Source organism: Microbacterium maritypicum, from assembly GCF_041529975.1.
In the GTDB taxonomy this organism is placed as follows: Bacteria; Actinomycetota; Actinomycetes; order Actinomycetales; family Microbacteriaceae; genus Microbacterium.
This window is the reverse complement of the sequence record NZ_CP168030.1, coordinates 1489452-1507101: the sequence shown is the minus strand read 5'-3', so window position 1 is coordinate 1507101 and position 17650 is coordinate 1489452. Positions and strand designations below refer to the sequence as shown.

The 17650-nt window shown below is 65.6% G+C and carries 28 protein-coding genes; all 28 read right to left on the bottom strand.

Features of this window, described 5'->3' with window-relative positions:
• Positions 1-6: 6 nt before the first annotated feature.
• Positions 7-405 (bottom strand): 30S ribosomal protein S8, encoded by a 399-nt coding sequence (gene rpsH, locus ACCO44_RS07365; RefSeq protein ID WP_029260924.1) that lies wholly within the window; start codon positions 403-405, stop codon positions 7-9.
• A gap of 144 nt (positions 406-549) precedes the next feature.
• Positions 550-1140 carry a 50S ribosomal protein L5 gene (gene rplE, locus ACCO44_RS07360; RefSeq protein ID WP_029260923.1) on the bottom strand — a complete coding sequence of 197 codons (591 nt, stop codon included), beginning with the start codon at positions 1138-1140 and terminating at the stop codon, positions 550-552.
• On the bottom strand, positions 1140-1499 hold the full coding sequence (rplX, locus tag ACCO44_RS07355; protein ID WP_029260922.1) for a 50S ribosomal protein L24: 360 nt from the start codon (positions 1497-1499) through the stop codon (positions 1140-1142). Before rplX ends, rplE begins: the two co-directional genes overlap by 1 nt.
• A 2-nt stretch (positions 1500-1501) precedes the next feature.
• Complete coding sequence (gene rplN / locus ACCO44_RS07350) at positions 1502-1870, bottom strand: 50S ribosomal protein L14 (protein ID WP_017201583.1); 369 nt, start codon at positions 1868-1870, stop codon at positions 1502-1504.
• Positions 1867-2199 carry a 30S ribosomal protein S17 gene (gene rpsQ / locus ACCO44_RS07345; RefSeq protein ID WP_021201120.1) on the bottom strand — a complete coding sequence of 111 codons (333 nt, stop codon included), beginning with the start codon at positions 2197-2199 and terminating at the stop codon, positions 1867-1869. Before rpsQ ends, rplN begins: the two co-directional genes overlap by 4 nt.
• Complete coding sequence (gene rpmC / locus ACCO44_RS07340; protein WP_017829202.1) at positions 2199-2516, bottom strand: 50S ribosomal protein L29; 318 nt, start codon at positions 2514-2516, stop codon at positions 2199-2201. The genes rpsQ and rpmC overlap by 1 nt, the downstream gene beginning before the upstream one ends.
• The gene (gene rplP / locus ACCO44_RS07335; RefSeq protein ID WP_017829203.1) at positions 2516-2935 is read right to left on the bottom strand and encodes a 50S ribosomal protein L16; all 420 of its coding nucleotides are present in this window, start codon (positions 2933-2935) and stop codon (positions 2516-2518) included. The genes rpmC and rplP overlap by 1 nt, the downstream gene beginning before the upstream one ends.
• Positions 2935-3690, bottom strand: a complete 756-nt coding sequence (gene rpsC, locus ACCO44_RS07330) for a 30S ribosomal protein S3 (RefSeq protein WP_017201587.1) — start codon at positions 3688-3690, stop codon at positions 2935-2937. Before rpsC ends, rplP begins: the two co-directional genes overlap by 1 nt.
• A complete protein-coding gene (gene rplV / locus ACCO44_RS07325) occupies positions 3690-4088 on the bottom strand; it encodes a 50S ribosomal protein L22 (protein WP_017829204.1) in 399 nt (132 codons plus the stop codon). The genes rpsC and rplV overlap by 1 nt, the downstream gene beginning before the upstream one ends.
• Positions 4088-4369: a 30S ribosomal protein S19 gene (gene rpsS, locus ACCO44_RS07320; protein ID WP_017829205.1), complete on the bottom strand. Its 282-nt coding sequence runs from the start codon at positions 4367-4369 to the stop codon at positions 4088-4090. Before rpsS ends, rplV begins: the two co-directional genes overlap by 1 nt.
• Positions 4370-4381: 12 nt before the next feature.
• The gene (rplB, locus tag ACCO44_RS07315; RefSeq protein WP_017201590.1) at positions 4382-5221 is read right to left on the bottom strand and encodes a 50S ribosomal protein L2; all 840 of its coding nucleotides are present in this window, start codon (positions 5219-5221) and stop codon (positions 4382-4384) included.
• 20 nt (positions 5222-5241) lie between these two features.
• Positions 5242-5565 (bottom strand): 50S ribosomal protein L23, encoded by a 324-nt coding sequence (gene rplW / locus ACCO44_RS07310; protein ID WP_017829206.1) that lies wholly within the window; start codon positions 5563-5565, stop codon positions 5242-5244.
• Positions 5562-6224, bottom strand: a complete 663-nt coding sequence (gene rplD, locus ACCO44_RS07305; protein ID WP_021201122.1) for a 50S ribosomal protein L4 — start codon at positions 6222-6224, stop codon at positions 5562-5564. Before rplD ends, rplW begins: the two co-directional genes overlap by 4 nt.
• A 2-nt stretch (positions 6225-6226) precedes the next feature.
• Positions 6227-6886, bottom strand: a complete 660-nt coding sequence (gene rplC / locus ACCO44_RS07300) for a 50S ribosomal protein L3 (RefSeq protein WP_029260921.1) — start codon at positions 6884-6886, stop codon at positions 6227-6229.
• Between the two features lie 8 nt (positions 6887-6894).
• A complete protein-coding gene (gene rpsJ, locus ACCO44_RS07295) occupies positions 6895-7203 on the bottom strand; it encodes a 30S ribosomal protein S10 (RefSeq protein WP_017201594.1) in 309 nt (102 codons plus the stop codon).
• Between the two features lie 849 nt (positions 7204-8052).
• A complete protein-coding gene (locus ACCO44_RS07290; protein WP_029260920.1) occupies positions 8053-8265 on the bottom strand; it encodes a hypothetical protein in 213 nt (70 codons plus the stop codon).
• Positions 8266-8411: 146 nt separating this feature from the next.
• Positions 8412-9602 (bottom strand): elongation factor Tu, encoded by a 1191-nt coding sequence (tuf, locus tag ACCO44_RS07285; protein WP_028502475.1) that lies wholly within the window; start codon positions 9600-9602, stop codon positions 8412-8414.
• A 169-nt stretch (positions 9603-9771) separates the two neighbouring features.
• Complete coding sequence (fusA, locus tag ACCO44_RS07280) at positions 9772-11886, bottom strand: elongation factor G (protein ID WP_029260918.1); 2115 nt, start codon at positions 11884-11886, stop codon at positions 9772-9774.
• Positions 11887-11973: 87 nt separating this feature from the next.
• Entirely contained in the window at positions 11974-12444 is a 471-nt protein-coding gene (gene rpsG / locus ACCO44_RS07275) for a 30S ribosomal protein S7 (RefSeq protein WP_017201608.1), read from the bottom strand.
• A 5-nt stretch (positions 12445-12449) separates the two neighbouring features.
• Positions 12450-12818, bottom strand: a complete 369-nt coding sequence (rpsL, locus tag ACCO44_RS07270) for a 30S ribosomal protein S12 (protein ID WP_017201609.1) — start codon at positions 12816-12818, stop codon at positions 12450-12452.
• A 238-nt stretch (positions 12819-13056) separates the two neighbouring features.
• Positions 13057-13704 (bottom strand): hypothetical protein, encoded by a 648-nt coding sequence (locus ACCO44_RS07265; protein WP_029260917.1) that lies wholly within the window; start codon positions 13702-13704, stop codon positions 13057-13059.
• A gap of 66 nt (positions 13705-13770) precedes the next feature.
• A complete protein-coding gene (locus ACCO44_RS07260) occupies positions 13771-14205 on the bottom strand; it encodes a hypothetical protein (protein WP_105710593.1) in 435 nt (144 codons plus the stop codon).
• A 68-nt stretch (positions 14206-14273) separates the two neighbouring features.
• Positions 14274-15317: an ABC transporter gene (locus ACCO44_RS07255; RefSeq protein WP_105710444.1), complete on the bottom strand. Its 1044-nt coding sequence runs from the start codon at positions 15315-15317 to the stop codon at positions 14274-14276.
• Positions 15318-15431: 114 nt separating this feature from the next.
• A complete protein-coding gene (locus ACCO44_RS07250) occupies positions 15432-15584 on the bottom strand; it encodes a hypothetical protein (RefSeq protein ID WP_156027125.1) in 153 nt (50 codons plus the stop codon).
• Positions 15585-15660: 76 nt separating this feature from the next.
• Positions 15661-16110 (bottom strand): hypothetical protein, encoded by a 450-nt coding sequence (locus tag ACCO44_RS07245; protein WP_372469104.1) that lies wholly within the window; start codon positions 16108-16110, stop codon positions 15661-15663.
• Positions 16005-16313, bottom strand: a complete 309-nt coding sequence (locus ACCO44_RS07240; protein ID WP_372469103.1) for a hypothetical protein — start codon at positions 16311-16313, stop codon at positions 16005-16007. The genes ACCO44_RS07245 and ACCO44_RS07240 overlap by 106 nt, the downstream gene beginning before the upstream one ends.
• The gene (locus ACCO44_RS07235) at positions 16310-16642 is read right to left on the bottom strand and encodes a PadR family transcriptional regulator (protein WP_029260913.1); all 333 of its coding nucleotides are present in this window, start codon (positions 16640-16642) and stop codon (positions 16310-16312) included. Before ACCO44_RS07235 ends, ACCO44_RS07240 begins: the two co-directional genes overlap by 4 nt.
• A gap of 69 nt (positions 16643-16711) precedes the next feature.
• Positions 16712-17650: a sugar ABC transporter permease gene (locus ACCO44_RS07230; protein ID WP_105710446.1), complete on the bottom strand. Its 939-nt coding sequence runs from the start codon at positions 17648-17650 to the stop codon at positions 16712-16714.

The following is a 17650-nucleotide window of genomic DNA, read 5'->3' as shown; positions in this document are numbered from 1 at the left end:
TTCGAATTACCACACGTAGGCGAGAACTTCTCCGCCCACGCCCTTCTGCTCAGCCTGACGGTCGGTGAGAAGACCGGAGGAGGTGGACAGGATGGCCACGCCGAGGCCGCCGAGGACCGTGGGGAGCTCGGTGGACTTCGCGTAGACGCGGAGGCCGGGCTTCGAGACGCGCTTGATACCAGCAATCGAGCGCTCACGGTTGGGGCCGTACTTCAGCGTCAGCGTGAGGTTCTGTCCGACGCGAGCGTCAGAGGTCTCCCAGCCGGCGATGTAGCCCTCCTGCTGGAGGATCTGAGCGATGTTCGTCTTGAGCTTGCTCGACGGCAGGGTCACGGAATCGTGGTGCGCCGAGTTCGCGTTACGCAGACGGGTCAGCAGATCTGCGACCGGGTCTGTCATTGTCATTGTTGTTTTCCTTTGTTCATGAGGTTCCGGCTGCCGTTACACGACAGACGGCCTGCGATGACACGCAATCTTCAATTGTAGGTGCATGTCGGCGAGTACTTCGACAGGCTCAGCAACCCATGGGTCCCTGAGCCTGTCGAAGGGTCACGCCTGTGCGTCTTCCGAGCGGAACGGGAAGCCGAGGTGACGGAGCAGTGCCCGTCCCTCGTCATCCGTCTTCGCGGTGGTGACGACGGTGATGTCGAAACCGCGAACCCGGTCGATCTTGTCCTGATCGATCTCGTGGAACACGCTCTGCTCCTGGAGACCGAAGGTGTAGTTGCCGTTGCCGTCGAACTGCTTGCCCGAAAGACCGCGGAAGTCGCGGATACGGGGCAGAGCCAGCGAGACCAGACGGTCCACGAACTCCCACGCGCGGTCACCGCGGAGGGTGACGTGCGCGCCGATGGCCTGGCCCTCACGCAGCTTGAACTGCGCGATGGACTTACGGGCCTTCGTGACGATCGGCTTCTGGCCGGTGATCTTGGTGAGATCGTCGACGGCACCATCGATCACCTTGCTGTCGCGAGCTGCCTCGCCGACACCGGTGTTCACGACGACCTTGACCAGTCCGGGGATCTGCATGACGTTCGCGTAACCGAACTCGTCCTGCAGAGCCTTCTTGATCTCGCTGTTGTACTTCTGCTTCAGGCGCGGCTGGATCTTGCCAGCCGGCGCGGCAGTGTCGGTGCTCATCAGAGGTCCTTACCGCTCTTCTTCGCGTACCGCACGCGGACGGTGCGCTTGACGCCGTCCTTGGTCTGCTCCTCGACCCGGTGGCCGACCTTGGTCGGCTTCTTGGTCGAAGGGTCGACGAGTGCGACGTTCGAGATGTGGATGGAGGCTTCGACGGTCTCGATGCCTCCGGTCTTGGTGCCACGCTGCGTCTGTCCGACGCGGGTGTGCTTGGTGACGTAGTTCACGCCTTCGACGATCACGCGGTTCTTGTCACCGAGGACGTCGAGGACCTTGCCCTGCTTGCCACGGTCGCCGCCACGCTCCTGCGTGGCACCGGTGATGACCTGAACCAGGTCACCCTTCTTGATCTTCGCCATGATTAGATGACCTCCGGCGCCAGCGAGACGATCTTCATGAACTTCTTGTCACGAAGCTCACGACCGACCGGCCCGAAGATACGGGTGCCGCGGGGCTCCCCGTCGTTCTTCAGGATAACTGCGGCGTTCTCGTCGAACTTGATGTAGGAGCCGTCCGGACGACGGACCTCCTTCTTGGTGCGGACGATGACCGCCTTGACGACGTCGCCCTTCTTCACGTTGCCACCGGGGATCGCGTCCTTGACGGTAGCGACGATGGTGTCGCCGAGACCGGCGTAACGACGCTTCGAGCCACCGAGGACACGAATCGTGAGGAGCTCCTTGGCGCCGGTGTTGTCGGCGACCTTGAGTCGGGATTCCTGCTGAATCACTTGGCCTTCTCCAGAATCTCCACCAGACGCCAGCGCTTCGTGGCGCTCAGCGGGCGGGTCTCGTTGATCAGGACCAGGTCGCCGATGCCGGCGGAGTTCGCCTCATCGTGCGCCTTGACCTTCGAGGTGCGGCGGATGACCTTGCCGTAAAGCGGGTGCTTCACGCGGTCCTCGACCTCGACCACGATGGTCTTGTCCATCTTGTCGCTGACGACGTAGCCGCGACGTGCCTTGCGGTAACCGCGGGCAGCGGAGTCGCGGACGTCGTGCTCGGACGACTCGTGTCCTGCGGCCTGCGTCTCCACAGTCGCTTCCTTCTTGGTGGCCATCACTCAGCCTCTTCCTTCACGGCGTCGTCGGCGGAGTCCGCCTTCTTCGCCTTCGACTTGGTCGCCTTCTTGGCCGGAGCCTCGACCGGAGCGGGCGTCGCACGGATGCCCAGCTCGCGTTCGCGGATCACGGTGTAGAGGCGCGCGATGTCGCGCTTGACGGCGCGGATGCGGCCGTGGCTCTCCAGCTGGCCGGTGGCCGACTGGAAACGGAGGTTGAACAGCTCCTCCTTGGCCTTGCGCAGCTCCTCAACGAGGCGCTGGTCTTCGAATGTATCGAGCTCTGCCGGGGCGAGCTCCTTGGTGCCGATCGCCATTACGCGTCGCCCTCCTCGCGCTTGATGATGCGTGCCTTGAGCGGCAGCTTGTGAATTGCACGGGTCAGAGCTTCGCGAGCGAGCTCCTCGTCGACACCCGCGACCTCGAAGAGGACACGGCCCGGCTTGACGTTGGCGACCCACCACTCGGGAGAACCCTTACCGGAACCCATGCGGGTCTCGGCAGGCTTCTTCGTGAGCGGACGGTCGGGGTAGATGTTGATCCACACCTTTCCACCACGCTTGATGTGACGGGTCATCGCGATACGAGCGGACTCGATCTGACGGTTCGTCACGTAAGCGGGGGTCAGAGCCTGGATGCCGTACTCGCCGAAGGAGACCTTCGTGCCGCCGGTTGCCTGGCCCGAGCGACCCGGGTGGTGCTGCTTGCGGAACTTGACCTTACGGGGGATGAGCATTATGCCGACGCTCCTTCTGCGACAGGTGCCTCGTTGCGCGGGGCACGGCGGCGGTCGCCACCACGGTCGTCACGACGAGCCTTGGGTGCGTTGGCCTGCTCGCGAGCGAGCTCCTTGGCGGTCAGGTCGCCCTTGTAGATCCAGACCTTCACGCCGATGCGGCCGAAGGTGGTCTTCGCCTCGTAGAAGCCGTAGTCGATGTTCGCGCGCAGCGTGTGCAGCGGCACACGACCTTCGCGGTAGAACTCCGAGCGGCTCATCTCGGCGCCGCCGAGGCGGCCGGAGACCTGGATGCGGATGCCCTTTGCGCCGGCGCGCTGAGCGCCCTGCAGACCCTTGCGCATCGCACGACGGAACGCCACGCGAGCAGAGAGCTGCTCGGCGATGCCCTGTGCGACGAGCTGAGCGTCAGCCTCGGGGTTCTTGACCTCGAGGATGTTCAGCTGGATCTGCTTGCCCGAGAGCTTCTCGAGGTCGCCGCGGATGCGCTCGGCCTCGGCGCCACGACGACCGATCACGATGCCCGGACGGGCGGTGTGGATGTCGACGCGGACGCGGTCACGGGTGCGCTCGATCTCGATGTTCGAGACACCGGCGCGGTCGAGCTGCGTCTTGAGCAGGTTGCGGATCTTGATGTCCTCGGCGACGTAGTCGGCGTAACGCTGACCCGGCTTCGTCGAGTCAGAGAACCAACGCGAGACGTGGTCCGTCGTGATGCCGAGACGGAAGCCGTACGGGTTTACCTTCTGTCCCATTACTTGCTCGCCTTCTTGTTGCTGTCGCCCGCGGCGGCCGGAGCTGCCTCAGGCGTCGAGAGCACGACCGTGATGTGGCTCGTGCGCTTCTTGATCTGGAAAGCGCGACCCTGTGCACGGGGCTGGAAACGCTTGAGCGTGGTGCCCTCGTCGACGTACGCGTTGGCCACGTACAGGTCCTTCTCGTCGAGGAACTCGCCGTCGCGATCTGCCTTGACCTGCGCGTTGGCCATGGCCGACGCGACAAGCTTGTAGATCGGCTCGCTGGCGCTCTGCTGTGCGAACTTCAGGATCGCCAGAGCCTCCTGGGCCTGCTTGCCCTTGATGAGCGCGACGACACGACGAGCCTTCTGAGGGGTCACGCGGATGTGTCGCACGCGTGCGATCGATTCGACCATTAGCGGCGCCGCCCCTTCTTGTCGTCCTTCTCGTGGCCGCGGAAGGTGCGGGTGGGCGCGAACTCGCCCAGCTTGTGACCGACCATGGTCTCGGACACGAACACAGGGATGTGCTTGCGTCCGTCGTGGACCGCGATCGTGTGACCCAGCATGGCCGGGATGATCATGGACCGACGGGACCAGGTCTTGATGACGTTCTTGGTGCCGGCTTCGTTCTGCACGACCACCTTGCGAAGCAGGTGATCGTCGACGAAGGGGCCCTTCTTAAGACTGCGAGGCATCTTCTCTTACTCCTACTTACGCTTCTTGCCGGCGTTACGACGACGCACGATGTACTTGTCGCTTTCCTTGTTGGCATGACGGGTACGACCCTCAGCCTGGCCCCACGGGGAGACGGGGTGACGACCACCAGAGGTCTTACCCTCACCACCACCGTGCGGGTGGTCCACCGGGTTCATCGCGACACCACGCACGGTCGGGCGGACGCCCTTCCAGCGCATGCGGCCGGCCTTGCCCCAGTTGATGTTCGACTGCTCGGCGTTGCCGACCTCGCCGATGGTCGCGCGGCAGCGCGCATCGACGTTGCGGATCTCGCCCGAGGGGAGACGCAGCTGGGCGTAGGGGCCGTCCTTGGCGACGAGACGGACGGATGCACCGGCCGAACGTGCCATCTTCGCGCCGCCACCGGGGCGGAGCTCGATCGCGTGGATGACGGTACCCGTGGGGATGTTCTTCAGCGGGAGGTTGTTGCCCGGCTTGATGTCAGCCCCGGCACCCGACTCGACGATGTCGCCCTGCTTCAGCTTCGCCGGAGCGAGGATGTAGCGCTTCTCACCGTCGAAGTAGTGCAGCAGCGCGATGCGCGCGGTGCGGTTGGGGTCGTACTCGATGTGAGCGACCTTGGCGTTGACGCCGTCCTTGTCGTTACGACGGAAGTCGATGACGCGGTACTGGCGCTTGTGGCCACCACCGATGTGACGGGTCGTGATGCGGCCCTGGTTGTTGCGACCACCGGTCTTCGAGAGCGGGCGCAGCAGCGACTTCTCCGGCGTCGATCGAGTGATCTCGGCGAAGTCAGCCACCGACGAGCCGCGACGGCCCGGGGTCGTGGGCTTGTACTTGCGAATAGCCATTATTGTCCTTATCCCCCGGGTCAGCCGATTGCCGTGAAGATGTCGATGGTGCCCGACTTCAGGGTGACGATGGCGCGCTTGGTGTCCTTGCGCTTGCCGGTGCCGAAGCGGGTGCGACGAGCCTTGCCGACGCGGTTGAGGGTGTTGACCCCTGCGACCTTGACGCCGAAGATCTTCTCGATGGCGAGCTTGATCTCGGTCTTCGAAGCGCGCGGGTCGACGAGGAAGGTGTACTTTCCTTCATCGATGAGCCCGTAGCTCTTCTCGGACACGACCGGCTTCAGGATGATGTCGCGCGGGTCCTTGTTCAGGGCCGTCTGGAGAACAGATGCCTGCTCGCTCATGCGGAGACCTCCTGGTTGGCGCCGGACTTGGAGGCGATGAAGCCCTCGAGCGCGGCCTGGGTGAAGACGATGTCGTCGGAGACGAGCACGTCGTATGCGTTGAGCTGGTCGAACGTCAGCACGTGCAGGTTCGACAGGTTGCGGATGCTCTTCAGCGTCACGTCGTCGTTGCGCTCGATAACGACGAGCACGTTCTTCGACGAGACGACGTTGGTGAGGAAGTTCACCGCGGTCTTCGTCGAGGGCGTGCCGTCGATCCCGAAGGACTCGATGGCGTGGATGCGGTCGCCACGGAAGCGGTCGCTGAGCGCGCCCAGCAGGGCGGCCGCGATCATCTTCTTGGGCGTGCGCTGCGAGTAGTCACGCGGCTTCGGCCCGTGGACGATGCCACCACCGGTCATGTGCGGCGCGCGGATGGAACCCTGACGGGCGTTACCCGTGCCCTTCTGCTTGAAGGGCTTGCGGCCGGCACCGGAGACCTCGCCACGACGCTTGGTCGAGTGCGTGCCCTGGCGAGCCGCCGCGAGCTGCGCGACGACGACCTGGTGGATGAGCGGGATGTTCGTCTTGGCGTCGAACAGCGCGGCGGGAAGCTCGATGGAGCCTGCCTTCTTGCCGTCTGCCTTGAGGACGTCGAGCGCGAGAGTGGAGTCAGCCATGTTCAGGCACCCTTCACTGCGTTGCGGACATAGACGATGCGGCCACGAGCACCGGGGACAGCGCCCTTGACGAGCAGCAGACCCTTCTCGATGTCGATGGCGTGCACCGTGAGGTTGAGGACGGTCACACGCTCGCCACCCATACGGCCGGCCATGCGCATGCCCTTGAAGACGCGGCTCGGGGTCGACGATGCGCCGATCGAGCCGGGCTTGCGGTGGTTGCGGTGCGAACCGTGCGAAGCCGAGACGCCCTTGAAGTTGTGACGCTTCATGACACCGGCGAAGCCCTTGCCCTTGCTCGTGCCGACGACGTCGACGAGCTGGCCGGCTTCGAAGGTGCCGTCGACCGTGAGCTCCTGGCCCAGGCTGTAGTCGCCGGCGTCCGCGGTGCGGATCTCGGTGACGTGACGACGCGGCGTGACGCCGGCTGCCTCGAAGTGGGCCGTGAGGGGCTTGTTCACCTTGCGCGGGTCGATCTGGCCGTACGCGATCTGCACGGCGTTGTAGCCGTCCTTCTCGGGCGTACGGATCTGCGTAACCACGTTCGAGGCGAGCTCGATGACGGTGACGGGAACGAGCTTGCCGCTCTCGTTCCAGACCTGGGTCATGCCGAGCTTCGTGCCCAGCATGCCCTTGGAAATCTTGGAGTTGATGTCAACCATGTCCGACCTCAGAGCTTGATCTCGATGTTGACATCGGCAGGCAGGTCGAGACGCATCAGCGAGTCGACGGCCTTGGGCGTCGGGTCGACGATGTCGATCAGACGCTTGTGGGTGCGCATCTCGAAGTGCTCGCGGCTGTCCTTGTACTTGTGCGGCGACCGGATGACGCACACGACGTTCTTCTCGGTCGGAAGGGGCACGGGTCCGACGACGGTCGCACCCGCACGGGTCACGGTGTCCACGATCTTGCGTGCGGACGTGTCGATGACCTCGTGGTCATACGACTTCAGGCGAATGCGGATCTTCTGTCCCGCCATTGTCTGCTCTCTCTCTTTAGGCGTCATACCGTCCGGGACCGGGTGGCCCTGGGGCATTGGACGCACGTCGGCGCTGTTCGCGCCTCGGCACGAGAACGGCTCTCACGAGTCGATCTGCTGCACCACTGTTCTTCTGTCAGCCGGACGCCGCGAGGCGACCGGATGCCCGACCTCCGCCGCGCACGGCGAACCCTTCGGTGAGAAGGGTGTCGGGGTGTGTGTTCTGCTACCCGCGGCCTAGAACCCTGCAGCCCCCATGAGGAACCGCCGTCTATGCACTGCCCTGGCAGTGATCCGGCGCACGCACAGCGGCGACGGAATATCGAACCTGTCTATTCTGCCACGGCTGATTTCACTTCTGCAAACCCGGGCGTGTCGCGCCTCTCAGCGAGGCGGTGACCGACGTCGAATTCCGGCTCAGAAGGAAGGAGATAGCGGGGCGAAGCATCCCCATGCCTCGCCCCGCTTGGGGAGGGCGTTCAGTGCGAGGGGGCACACCGAACGCGAGTAGCCCGGCGTGAAGGGACGCCGAACTCCTCGTTCGAGGGCGCGGCGGAAGACCCGCCGCGCAGGCAGGGTGACGCTCAGGCGCACAGAGTGCGCGCGTCGCACGATGATCCCCAAGATCGCTTATCCCCAGTTTCAACGCGGAAAGCCCGCGTGCTTCGGGAAACCGAACCCCTTCGGCTTCCCCGACCGCAAGATCCCCAGGCGGTCGAGACGATCCTACTCGATACATCTGCGAATCCGCCACATCTGACGACCACTAGATCGAACGGGGGCGTGCCTCTGCATACGAAAGCGGCGATCCACCCGGTGGTGGATCGCCGCTTGAAGAGTGCGGGGCTGCTACTCGTTGCCGACGGCCTTGTCCGCGCTGTCCCGGATCTCGTCGATCTTGTCTGCTGCACCCGGGGCGATCTTCTTCGCGAAGTCCGCGACGCCATCGAGGACCTTGTCACTGATGTCCTCGGCCTGGTCGCTCTTGACGGCCTCGGCGATCTTGTCCTTGTTCTGCTCGTAGAGGTCCTTGCCCTTGTTCACCGCGTCATCGATACCCATGTGAATCCCCTTCTCAGGTGTGCGTCGACGGAGAGGCCGACGAGATCATTGTGCACGTCTTGGCGCGGAGAGGAAACTCCCGACACGATACAAAGCACAGAGGGGCCGGACCCGAAGGTCCGACCCCTCTGCGAGGAAGCAGGTGCTTACTTGACGATCTTCGTGACCGTACCGGCGCCCACGGTGCGTCCACCCTCACGGATGGCGAAGCCGAGGCCCTCCTCCATGGCGATCGGCTGGATCAGCTCGACCGTCATGTCGGTGGTGTCGCCGGGCATGACCATCTCGGTGCCCTCGGGCAGCGAGATGACGCCGGTGACGTCGGTGGTGCGGAAGTAGAACTGCGGGCGGTAGTTCGTGTAGAAGGGGTTGTGACGCCCACCCTCGTCCTTGGACAGGATGTACGCGGTGCCCTCGAAGTCGGTGTGCGGCGTGACCGAACCCGGCTTGACGATGACCTGACCGCGCTCGACGTCCTCACGCTTCGTGCCACGGAGCAGGAGACCACAGTTCTCGCCGGCCCAGGCCTCGTCGAGCTGCTTGTGGAACATCTCGATACCCGTGACCGTGGTCTTGACGGTCGGACGGAGTCCGACGATCTCGACCTCGGAGTTGATGGCCAGCGTGCCACGCTCGGCGCGACCCGTGACGACGGTTCCACGACCGGTGATCGTGAAGACGTCCTCGACGGGCATCAGGAACGGCTTGTCACGGTCACGCTCCGGGTCCGGAACGCTGTCGTCGACAGCCTGCATGAGGTCCAGGATCGCCTGGGTCCACTTCTCGTCGCCCTCGAGAGCCTTGAGAGCCGAGACGCGGACGACAGGAGCGTCCTCGTCGAAGCCCTGGGCTGCGAGCAGCTCGCGGACCTCGAGCTCGACGAGCTCCAGGATCTCCTCGTCGTCGACCATGTCCGACTTGTTCAGCGCGACCAGCAGGTACGGCACGCCGACCTGCTTGGCGAGCAGCACGTGCTCACGCGTCTGAGCCATCGGGCCGTCGGTGGCGGCGACCACGAGGATCGCGCCGTCCATCTGAGCAGCACCGGTGATCATGTTCTTGACGTAGTCGGCGTGGCCGGGAGCGTCGACGTGAGCGTAGTGGCGCTTGGGGGTCTCGTACTCGATGTGCGAGATGTTGATGGTGATTCCACGCTGGCGCTCTTCCGGCGCCGAGTCGATGGAAGCGAAGTCACGCTGCACGTTGGTGTCGGACGGGAACTTGTCAGCAAGCACCTTCGAGATCGCTGCGGAGAGCGTGGTCTTGCCGTGGTCGACGTGACCGATCGTTCCGATGTTGACGTGCGGCTTGGTCCGCTCGAACTTGGCCTTAGCCACTGGGTCCTCCTCAGGACGTCGTTGTAAAGGTGACCGGGCACTGGTTTGCGACCGGTTCTCTACGGGTTAGGTTCTCAGTTTAGTAGAGAGGGAATGTGAAGTTGTAGGTGACCTGGGAACCCCGCGGCGCTTCGCGGTGCTCGGCGCCGCGGGGAGCCCAGAAGAGCGATTACTCGCCCTTGGTCTTCTGGACGATCTCGTCGGCCACTGCGCGGGGAACCTCAGCGTAGCTGTGGAACTCCATGGAGTAGACGGCACGGCCCGAGGTCTTCGAGCGCAGGTCGCCGATGTAGCCGAACATCTCGGACAGCGGGACCTGAGCGCGGACGACCTTGACGCCTGCGGCGTCTTCCATCGACTGGATCTGGCCACGACGCGAGTTCAGGTCACCGATGACGTCGCCCATGTACTCCTCAGGAGTACGGACCTCGACGGCCATCAGCGGCTCGAGCAGCACGGGGTTGGCACGGCGAGCGGCCTCCTTGAAGCCCATGGAGCCCGCGATCTTGAACGCCATCTCCGAGGAGTCGACGTCGTGCGCCGCACCATCGACGATGGTCGCCTTGACGCCGACCATCGGGTAGCCCGCGAGCACACCGACGTTCATCGCGTCCTGGAAACCGGCGTCGATCGAACCGATGTACTCACGAGGGATGCGACCACCGGTGACGGCGTTCACGAACTCGTAGGTCTTCTCGGAGTCCAGGTCCATCGGCTCGATGGTGAACTGGATCTTCGCGAACTGGCCGGAGCCACCGGTCTGCTTCTTGTGCGTGTAGTCGTGCTTCTCGACGGCCTTCTTCAGGGTCTCGCGGTACGCGACCTGCGGCTTGCCGACGTTGGCCTCGACGTTGAACTCGCGCTTCATGCGGTCCACGAGGATGTCGAGGTGAAGCTCGCCCATGCCCTTGATGGTCGTCTGACCGGTCTCGGGGTTGAGCTCCGTGCGGAAGGTCGGGTCCTCCTCAGCGAGCTTCTGGATGGCGACACCCAGCTTCTCCTGGTCGGCCTTGGTCTTCGGCTCGATCGCGACCTCGATGACGGGCTCGGGGAACGTCATCGACTCGAGGACGACCGGAGCTGCCGGGTCGGTCAGGGTGTCACCGGTGGTGGTGTCCTTCAGACCGATGACCGCGTAGATGTTACCCGCGGTGACCGAGGGGACCGGGATCTCCTTGTTGGCGTGCATCTGGAAGATCTTCCCGATGCGCTCCTTCTTGTTCTTGGTCGAGTTGATGACCGCAGAACCGGACTCGAGGTGACCCGAGTAGACGCGCACGTAGGTGAGGCGACCGAAGAACGGGTGCACGGCGACCTTGAACGCGAGGGCTGCGAACGGGTCATTGGCGTCGGGGTGACGCTCGATGATCGTGTCGTAGTCCTTCGGGTCGTGTGCCTCGATCGAGCCCACGTCGAGCGGGTTCGGGAGGTAGTCGACGACCGCGTCGAGCATCGGCTGGACGCCGCGGTTCTTGAATGCGGAGCCGCAGAGCACCGGGTAGATCTCGGAAGCGACGGTCAGCTTGCGGATCGCGCCCTTGATCTCGGCGACCGTGAGCTCCTCGCCACCGAAGAACTTCTCGAGCAGCGCGTCATCGGTCTCGGCGACGGTCTCGAGGAGCTGCTGACGGTACTCCGCCGCCTTCTCCTTGAGGTTCTCCGGGATCTCCTGGATCTCGTAGGAGGCGCCCATCGTGACGTCACCCTTGGAGTCTCCGGCCCACACCAGCGCACGCATCTCGACCAGGTCGACGACGCCGATGAAGTCGCTCTCCGCACCGATCGGCAGCTGGATCACGAGGGGCTTGGCACCCAGGCGGTTGATGATGGTGTCGACGGTGAAGTAGAAGTCCGCGCCGAGCTTGTCCATCTTGTTGACGAAGCAGATGCGGGGGACGTTGTACTTGTCGGCCTGACGCCAGACCGTCTCGGACTGGGGCTCGACGCCCTCCTTGCCGTCGAACACGGCGACGGCACCATCGAGGACACGGAGCGAACGCTCCACCTCGACCGTGAAGTCCACGTGGCCGGGGGTGTCGATGATGTTGATCTGGTTCTTGTTCCAGTAGCAGGTCACGGCGGCAGACGTGATCGTGATGCCGCGCTCCTTCTCCTGCTCCATCCAGTCGGTGGTCGACGCGCCATCGTGCGTCTCGCCGAGCTTGTGGTTGACGCCCGTGTAGAACAGGATGCGCTCGGTCGTCGTGGTCTTGCCGGCATCGATGTGCGCCATGATGCCGATGTTGCGGACCTTGCTCAGGTCCGTGAGCACGTCTTGTGCCACAGGAGTGTCCTTATCTTTTGGAGCAGTCGTACTGCGAAGAGGGGGTGCCCGCCCGTCGGCGAGTGGCCGAAGGGCGGGCGAAGCTGGTTACCAGCGGTAGTGAGCGAACGCGCGGTTCGACTCGGCCATCTTGTGCGTGTCCTCGCGGCGCTTGACCGCGGCACCCAGGCCGTTCGACGCGTCGAGGATCTCGTTCTGCAGACGCTCGGTCATCGTCTTCTCACGACGGCCCTTCGCGTAGCTCACGAGCCAGCGCAGAGCGAGCGTGTTGGCGCGGTGAGGCTTGACCTCGACCGGCACCTGGTAGGTCGAGCCACCGACGCGGCGGCTGCGGACCTCGAGGGTCGGGCGCACGTTGTCGAGCGCCTTCTTGAGCGTGGCGACGGCGTCCTGACCGTTCTTCGCCTCGACGCCGCGGAGGGCGCCGTAGACGATCGACTCGGCCAGCGACTTCTTGCCGTCGACGAGGATCTTGTTCACCAGCGAGGTGACGATCGGTGCGCCGTATACCGGGTCGTTGACGACGGGGCGCTTGGGGGCTGGTCCCTTACGAGGCATCTAACTCAACCCTTCTTCGCGCCGTAGCGGGAACGAGCCTGCTTACGGTTCTTGACTGCCTGGGTGTCCAGGGCGCCACGGACGATCTTGTAACGCACACCGGGGAGGTCCTTGACACGACCGCCACGGACGAGCACCAGCGAGTGCTCCTGGAGGTTGTGACCCTCACCGGGGATGTACGCGGTGACCTCGGTGCCGTTGCGGAGCTTCACACGAGCGACCTTGCGCATCGCCGAGTTCGGCTTCTTGGGGGTGGTGGTGTAGACGCGGGTGCAGACCCCGGCCTGCTGCGGGTTCGACTTGAGCGCCGGCGCCTTGGTCTTGGTGACCTTGGGCGAGCGACCCTTGCGAACCAACTGCTGAATGGTTGGCACGTTCTCTCCTCATAGTGCTGCACGGTGACAGCGTGATGGGTTTCACATCATGACCCACCGGCACGCCGGAATCGACGCGCTTTTGGTGTGGTGGGTATGCCGTGGGGGCGGACCGGCATGGTGCCGACGCCCAGTGCGCACGTCAAGACGTGCACACACCTGGTCAAGTGTAATGCCACGTAACGTGGTGGTCAAATGAACGCAAGTCCGGTGTGACGGCGGAGCGGCGCTCGGAGCATCACGGCAGGTCGGGGTCGAACGGCGAATCCAGCGACTCCGTCAGCTCGGCGAGCAGTGCCTCGATCTGCGGCTCCACGTGCTGCGAGATGGCCGCCTGGATGTAGATCCGGTGGCGAAGCAGGATGCCGCAGATCTCCCGCCCGACCATATTGGCGTACTCGTCGGCGAGGGCGACCTCCTGCCGGAGGGCGATCTTGGCTTCCTCGGTCAGAGGCGGCAACGCCGGCAGCTCCGCGGCGGAGTCATCGGCGAGCCCGGCGATGGTGAAGAGGAACGGCGCGCCGGGAACCGGCTCGGGGTCGAGCGGGAGGCCGTCGAATTCCGGATCGAGGTCTTCGGCAGGGCGGTAGCTGCGGGCGCGGTTCCGGGCGGCCTGCTGATCGAGCTCGCGCTGCAGCATGGGGAGATTCCGTGCCGTGTAGTCCGCGACGGCGTGGTCGACGATGGTCTTGATGCGCGTCGAGAGTCCGTGCTGCACACCGTGCGGGGTGTTCGCACCGATTCCCGCCGCCGAGAGGATCGGCGATCCCAGACAGCGGCGGCATGGCGCGACGCGACCGCGGTGGGTCGCCGGCTCCCAGCGCGGCACCCAGCGCAACCAGGCCTCGACGGCCTGGTCCACCTGCGTCTCCAATGAGCGCTCCACCCCACCAGCGTACGGCGCGCCGCCCGTCGTGACCGCGATTTCGCGCATCGCGGCGGGGCGGCCGCGTCACTCCTCGTCTTCTTCGCGCTCCCAGGGCCAGCGCGGATGCGCGGCACGAGTGCGACGGAGGGCGATGCCACCCCAGCCGGCTATCAGCCCCGCGACCACCAGCACCGCACTCGCACCACCGCGGACCAGATCCCCCGCCACCGCAGTCGCGATCACGAAGTCGGACGAGCCGAGGACGACCGTGATCCACACCGCCGCGAGATGAGCCAGAGCTGCGAGGAGAGCGATCGCGATCGTCGCCACGAAGGAGGGATGGCCACGACGGAGCGTCGACCACAGCATGAGCGCGAAGACCGCGACCGCCGCCAGCATCCCGACGGCGCCCGGTGCCTGCCCCAACCCTCGCACCGCGATGATGTCGGTATCGGTGGCCACACTCAGGGCCCCCAGGCCGAACACCGCGAGCGCGAAGAAGCCGATCGTCGCGAGCACCACGGCCAGGACAGCCGAAACCCCCGCGGACTCGGGCCCGCGGGGGTTCGGCGTGGTGGAGTTCGTGATTACCTCGACAGCGTCGGACCGGCTTCGAGGGTGCGCTCGTACTCGCGCTGCGCCTCGGCGTTCAGTTCGGTCTTGCGAGCGCCGCTGCGCGACACCCATGCGCCGAACCAGATGGTCAGTTCGCGCGCGAACACGAATGCGGCGATGGCGAGCGGGGCGAGCAGCTGCTCGCCGACGAGGTCGAGGCCCTGAGACGACGTGAGCTTCCAGAACGGCGCCTCGAACAGCTGTCCGAGGATGTGGCCCGCATAGGCGATGACGCCGACGATGATGCCGAAGACCACCCAGAGGCCCCAGCGGCCGCGGTTGATGATCGCGCCGAGCAGCCAGAAGCCGAGGAAGAAGACGACGACCGGCGTCCAGTAGCCCCAGGTCATCAGCGGTGCCAGCGCGGCCTCACCGATGTTCTCGCCGTTCACCTCGCCGGCGATCGCGCCGAGACCCAGCGCCGTGCCGAGGTACAGCACGGCGAAAACGAGGGTCGCGAGTAGGCCGATGAGGCCGGCGGTGCCGCGGTTGCCGCGGTCACGGGGCGGCTCGGGAGCCTGCACGAAGATGGGTTGAGGCTGCGCTGCCGCGGCGACACCCGTCGCACCGATCAGCGGCTCCGACGGCACGATGCGTGTCTCGGTGTCGTCACCGTACTGGGCGTAGGCGGCCCCGGCCAGGCCGGACTGCTCGTGCCCGAACGGCACGGGCTCGCCCACGATCGGCTCCGGGTAGAAGGATTCGGTCTCCGCGTCGGCCTCCGCCCGGACGTCGCGCGCGGTCTCGCGCGACTCGACGATGGGTGCCGGAGTGACGGCGGGAGGCGGGGACGCGAACGTTCCGGGGTGGTCGCGCTCCGCGGCTTCGAACGCGGCGAGATCGGGGTCGACGATCTTCTCGTCGACGGCGTCTGCCGGTTTGTGGTCCGGCGCATCGGCGGAACCGGGGACATCCGCACCCGCCGCGGCGGCGGCGTCGAGACCGGCGTTCGCGCTGCCGACGACGTCGTCGACGTCAGTCGGCTTCTCGGGCTGGGGAGCGTCGGGGTCACTCATGGGGTGCGCCTCTCATCGGATATGTGCATTGTGAGGGTACCGCCGGGCCGACGACCGTCGACGCAGGCGTGCCGACGTGTCGGGATACACGCGTCGGCGTCCCCTCGCGAGCCGTCAGGGAAGGGCGTTGCGGAGCGCGGTTCCCGCGAACTCCGCGAGAGTCGGAAGGATCGGGAGGGACAGCCAGACGAGCGCCCCGATGATTCCGGCGCACACGATGCCGGCGAACCAGCTCATCGCCAGATTGCGCCCCGCCACCCGTGCCATGTCTCCACGGTATGGCCCGACCGGGATACTGGCCGGGCGCAACGCCGAGCATGCACGCGGTGTGGCGGGGCGTGACTCAGCGAGCGACGCGCCCCCGGAGCCGCCAGAGCAGCCAGAGACCCGACGCCGGGATGAGGAGGAACCCGAGGAGAAGGAGGACGTGCCAGGCACTGAAGCCGGGCAGCAGCGGGTTGTTCACGACCTCATCGGCAGGGGTGCCGGTGCCGGACGAGCTGCCGGCCGAGCTGAACTCCACGAAGCTCATGAACTGCACCAGGAACAACGAGACCGCGCCGAAGACGAACGGCACGATGATCGCGACGACCTTCTCCCACGTCTTCCAGAGGGTGCTGATGCTGACGAGTACCGCGCCGACGAACCAGCCGAGCACCGGGACGAGGAAACCGCCGAAGCTCAGCGTCAGCGCGGCAGCGATCGCGAAACCGCGCGTCGAGGTCGCCGGCGGTCGGGGCGCGGGCGGGGCCGCGACCGGCGCAGCGACCACGATCGCGGGATTCGCCGGCACCTCGTCCTGCGCCTCCTCGCGATGGCCACCGGATCACCGAGCCGAGCGATCCGCGCGGCGGTATCCGCGGCGTCGAGGCCCTGCAGCTCTTCGACGATGCCGCCACGGATGTCCGACGCGACGCCGTGCGGGAGCCCGCGCATCGCCTCGTCGAGCCGGGCGAGATACTCCTCGCGCAGTGTGTCTGCTGTCGTCTCTGTCATGGTCGTCCCTCTCCGACGATGCCCGTCACGACACGGGCGAACGGGGTCCACTGCACTCGGAAGCGCTCGAGCTGCTCGGTACCCGACTCGGTGAGCCGGTAGTACTTGCGCACGGGCCCGCTCTCCGACGGCAGGTCGAACGTGCTGACCCAGCCGTTGTCCCGCAGCCGTCCCAGCAGCGGGTAGAGCGTGCCGATGCTGGCGATCAGTCCGGCGCCGGTGAGTGCATCGGCCAGCTGCCAGCCGTACATCGGCTCACGCGCGAGGAGTCCGAGCACGCAGTACTCGACCACCCCTTTGCGCATCTGCGATCCGACATCAGCTGTCATGCATGACAAGCTACCATGCCATGCACGCTACCGGCGACGCCGGCCCCCGCGGGTGAACCCCACCGAGGGTCAGCCCTTCGTCGCCCCCGCGGTGAGACCGCCGACGATGTACTTCTGCAGGAAGAGGAACAGGATCATCACCGGGATGGCGGCCATCACCGCGCCGGCCGAGAATGCCGACCAGTCCGCGTAGCGCGGATTCGCCACGAGCTTGGTGAGTCCGACGACGAGCGTCTGCTGCTCCACGTCGACGAGCATCACGCTCGCGATCACGTACTCGTTGACCGTGCCGATGAAGGAGAGGAGTCCGACGACGGCGAGGATGGGCGCGACCAGGCGCAGGATGATGGTGAAGAAGATGCGCGCGTGACCGGCGCCGTCGATGCGGGCGGCCTCGTCGATCTCCTTCGGGATCGTGTTGAAGAACCCGTACATCAAGTACGTGTTCACGCCGAGCGCTCCCCCGAGGTACACCAGGATCAGGCCGGTGTGGGTGTTCAGCCCGATGGCGGGGAACCAGTCCCCCAGGGTCGACATGAGCAGGAAGATCGCGACCACGGCGAGCAGCTGCGGGAACATCTGCACGACCACGATCGTGACGAGCCCGACACGGCGCCCGGCGAAGCGCATGCGCGAGAACGCATATGCCGCGCAGGCGCCGATGAAGACCGTGACCGCCCCGGTCACGACGGCGATCAGCAGAGTGTTGAGGAACCACGTGCCGTACGGGTTCTGCGGGTCGCTCAGGATGCGCACGTAGCTGTCGATCCCGATCGCGGAGAACAGCTGGTTCGATCCGGTCAGCGTCCCCTTCGGATTCAGCGACGCCGACACGACGTACAGAAGGGGGAACAGGGCGAAGGCGCTCACGACGATCGCGACGAGGTGTCGCCATCCGGTATCGGCGAACCAGGCGCCGAAGCTGCGGCGACGCGGGCCGGGTGTGCGCTCATCGGTCTTCGAGGCGGTGGTGGCGGCGGTGGCGGCGGCAGGGCTGGCGGTGCTCAT

What these genes read in the sequence shown, in the direction of transcription:
- rpsH (WP_029260924.1), bottom strand. Translation starts at nt 405, where the DNA reads ATGACAATGACAGACCCGGTCGCAGATCTGCTGACCCGTCTGCGTAAC.
- rplE (WP_029260923.1), bottom strand. Translation starts at nt 1,140, where the DNA reads ATGAGCACCGACACTGCCGCGCCGGCTGGCAAGATCCAGCCGCGCCTG.
- rplX (WP_029260922.1), bottom strand. Translation starts at nt 1,499, where the DNA reads ATGGCGAAGATCAAGAAGGGTGACCTGGTTCAGGTCATCACCGGTGCC.
- rpsQ (WP_021201120.1), bottom strand. Translation starts at nt 2,199, where the DNA reads ATGGCCACCAAGAAGGAAGCGACTGTGGAGACGCAGGCCGCAGGACAC.
- rpmC (WP_017829202.1), bottom strand. Translation starts at nt 2,516, where the DNA reads ATGGCGATCGGCACCAAGGAGCTCGCCCCGGCAGAGCTCGATACATTC.
- rplP (WP_017829203.1), bottom strand. Translation starts at nt 2,935, where the DNA reads ATGCTCATCCCCCGTAAGGTCAAGTTCCGCAAGCAGCACCACCCGGGT.
- rpsC (WP_017201587.1), bottom strand. Translation starts at nt 3,690, where the DNA reads ATGGGACAGAAGGTAAACCCGTACGGCTTCCGTCTCGGCATCACGACG.
- rplV (WP_017829204.1), bottom strand. Translation starts at nt 4,088, where the DNA reads ATGGTCGAATCGATCGCACGCGTGCGACACATCCGCGTGACCCCTCAG.
- rpsS (WP_017829205.1), bottom strand. Translation starts at nt 4,369, where the DNA reads ATGCCTCGCAGTCTTAAGAAGGGCCCCTTCGTCGACGATCACCTGCTT.
- rplB (WP_017201590.1), bottom strand. Translation starts at nt 5,221, where the DNA reads ATGGCTATTCGCAAGTACAAGCCCACGACCCCGGGCCGTCGCGGCTCG.
- rplW (WP_017829206.1), bottom strand. Translation starts at nt 5,565, where the DNA reads ATGAGCGAGCAGGCATCTGTTCTCCAGACGGCCCTGAACAAGGACCCG.
- rplD (WP_021201122.1), bottom strand. Translation starts at nt 6,224, where the DNA reads ATGGCTGACTCCACTCTCGCGCTCGACGTCCTCAAGGCAGACGGCAAG.
- rplC (WP_029260921.1), bottom strand. Translation starts at nt 6,886, where the DNA reads ATGGTTGACATCAACTCCAAGATTTCCAAGGGCATGCTGGGCACGAAG.
- rpsJ (WP_017201594.1), bottom strand. Translation starts at nt 7,203, where the DNA reads ATGGCGGGACAGAAGATCCGCATTCGCCTGAAGTCGTATGACCACGAG.
- ACCO44_RS07290 (WP_029260920.1), bottom strand. Translation starts at nt 8,265, where the DNA reads ATGGGTATCGATGACGCGGTGAACAAGGGCAAGGACCTCTACGAGCAG.
- rpsG (WP_017201608.1), bottom strand. Translation starts at nt 12,444, where the DNA reads ATGCCTCGTAAGGGACCAGCCCCCAAGCGCCCCGTCGTCAACGACCCG.
- ACCO44_RS07255 (WP_105710444.1), bottom strand. Translation starts at nt 15,317, where the DNA reads ATGAGTGACCCCGACGCTCCCCAGCCCGAGAAGCCGACTGACGTCGAC.
- ACCO44_RS07250 (WP_156027125.1), bottom strand. Translation starts at nt 15,584, where the DNA reads ATGGCACGGGTGGCGGGGCGCAATCTGGCGATGAGCTGGTTCGCCGGC.
- ACCO44_RS07240 (WP_372469103.1), bottom strand. Translation starts at nt 16,313, where the DNA reads ATGACAGAGACGACAGCAGACACACTGCGCGAGGAGTATCTCGCCCGG.
- ACCO44_RS07235 (WP_029260913.1), bottom strand. Translation starts at nt 16,642, where the DNA reads ATGACAGCTGATGTCGGATCGCAGATGCGCAAAGGGGTGGTCGAGTAC.
- ACCO44_RS07230 (WP_105710446.1), bottom strand. Translation starts at nt 17,650, where the DNA reads ATGAGCACCGCCAGCCCTGCCGCCGCCACCGCCGCCACCACCGCCTCG.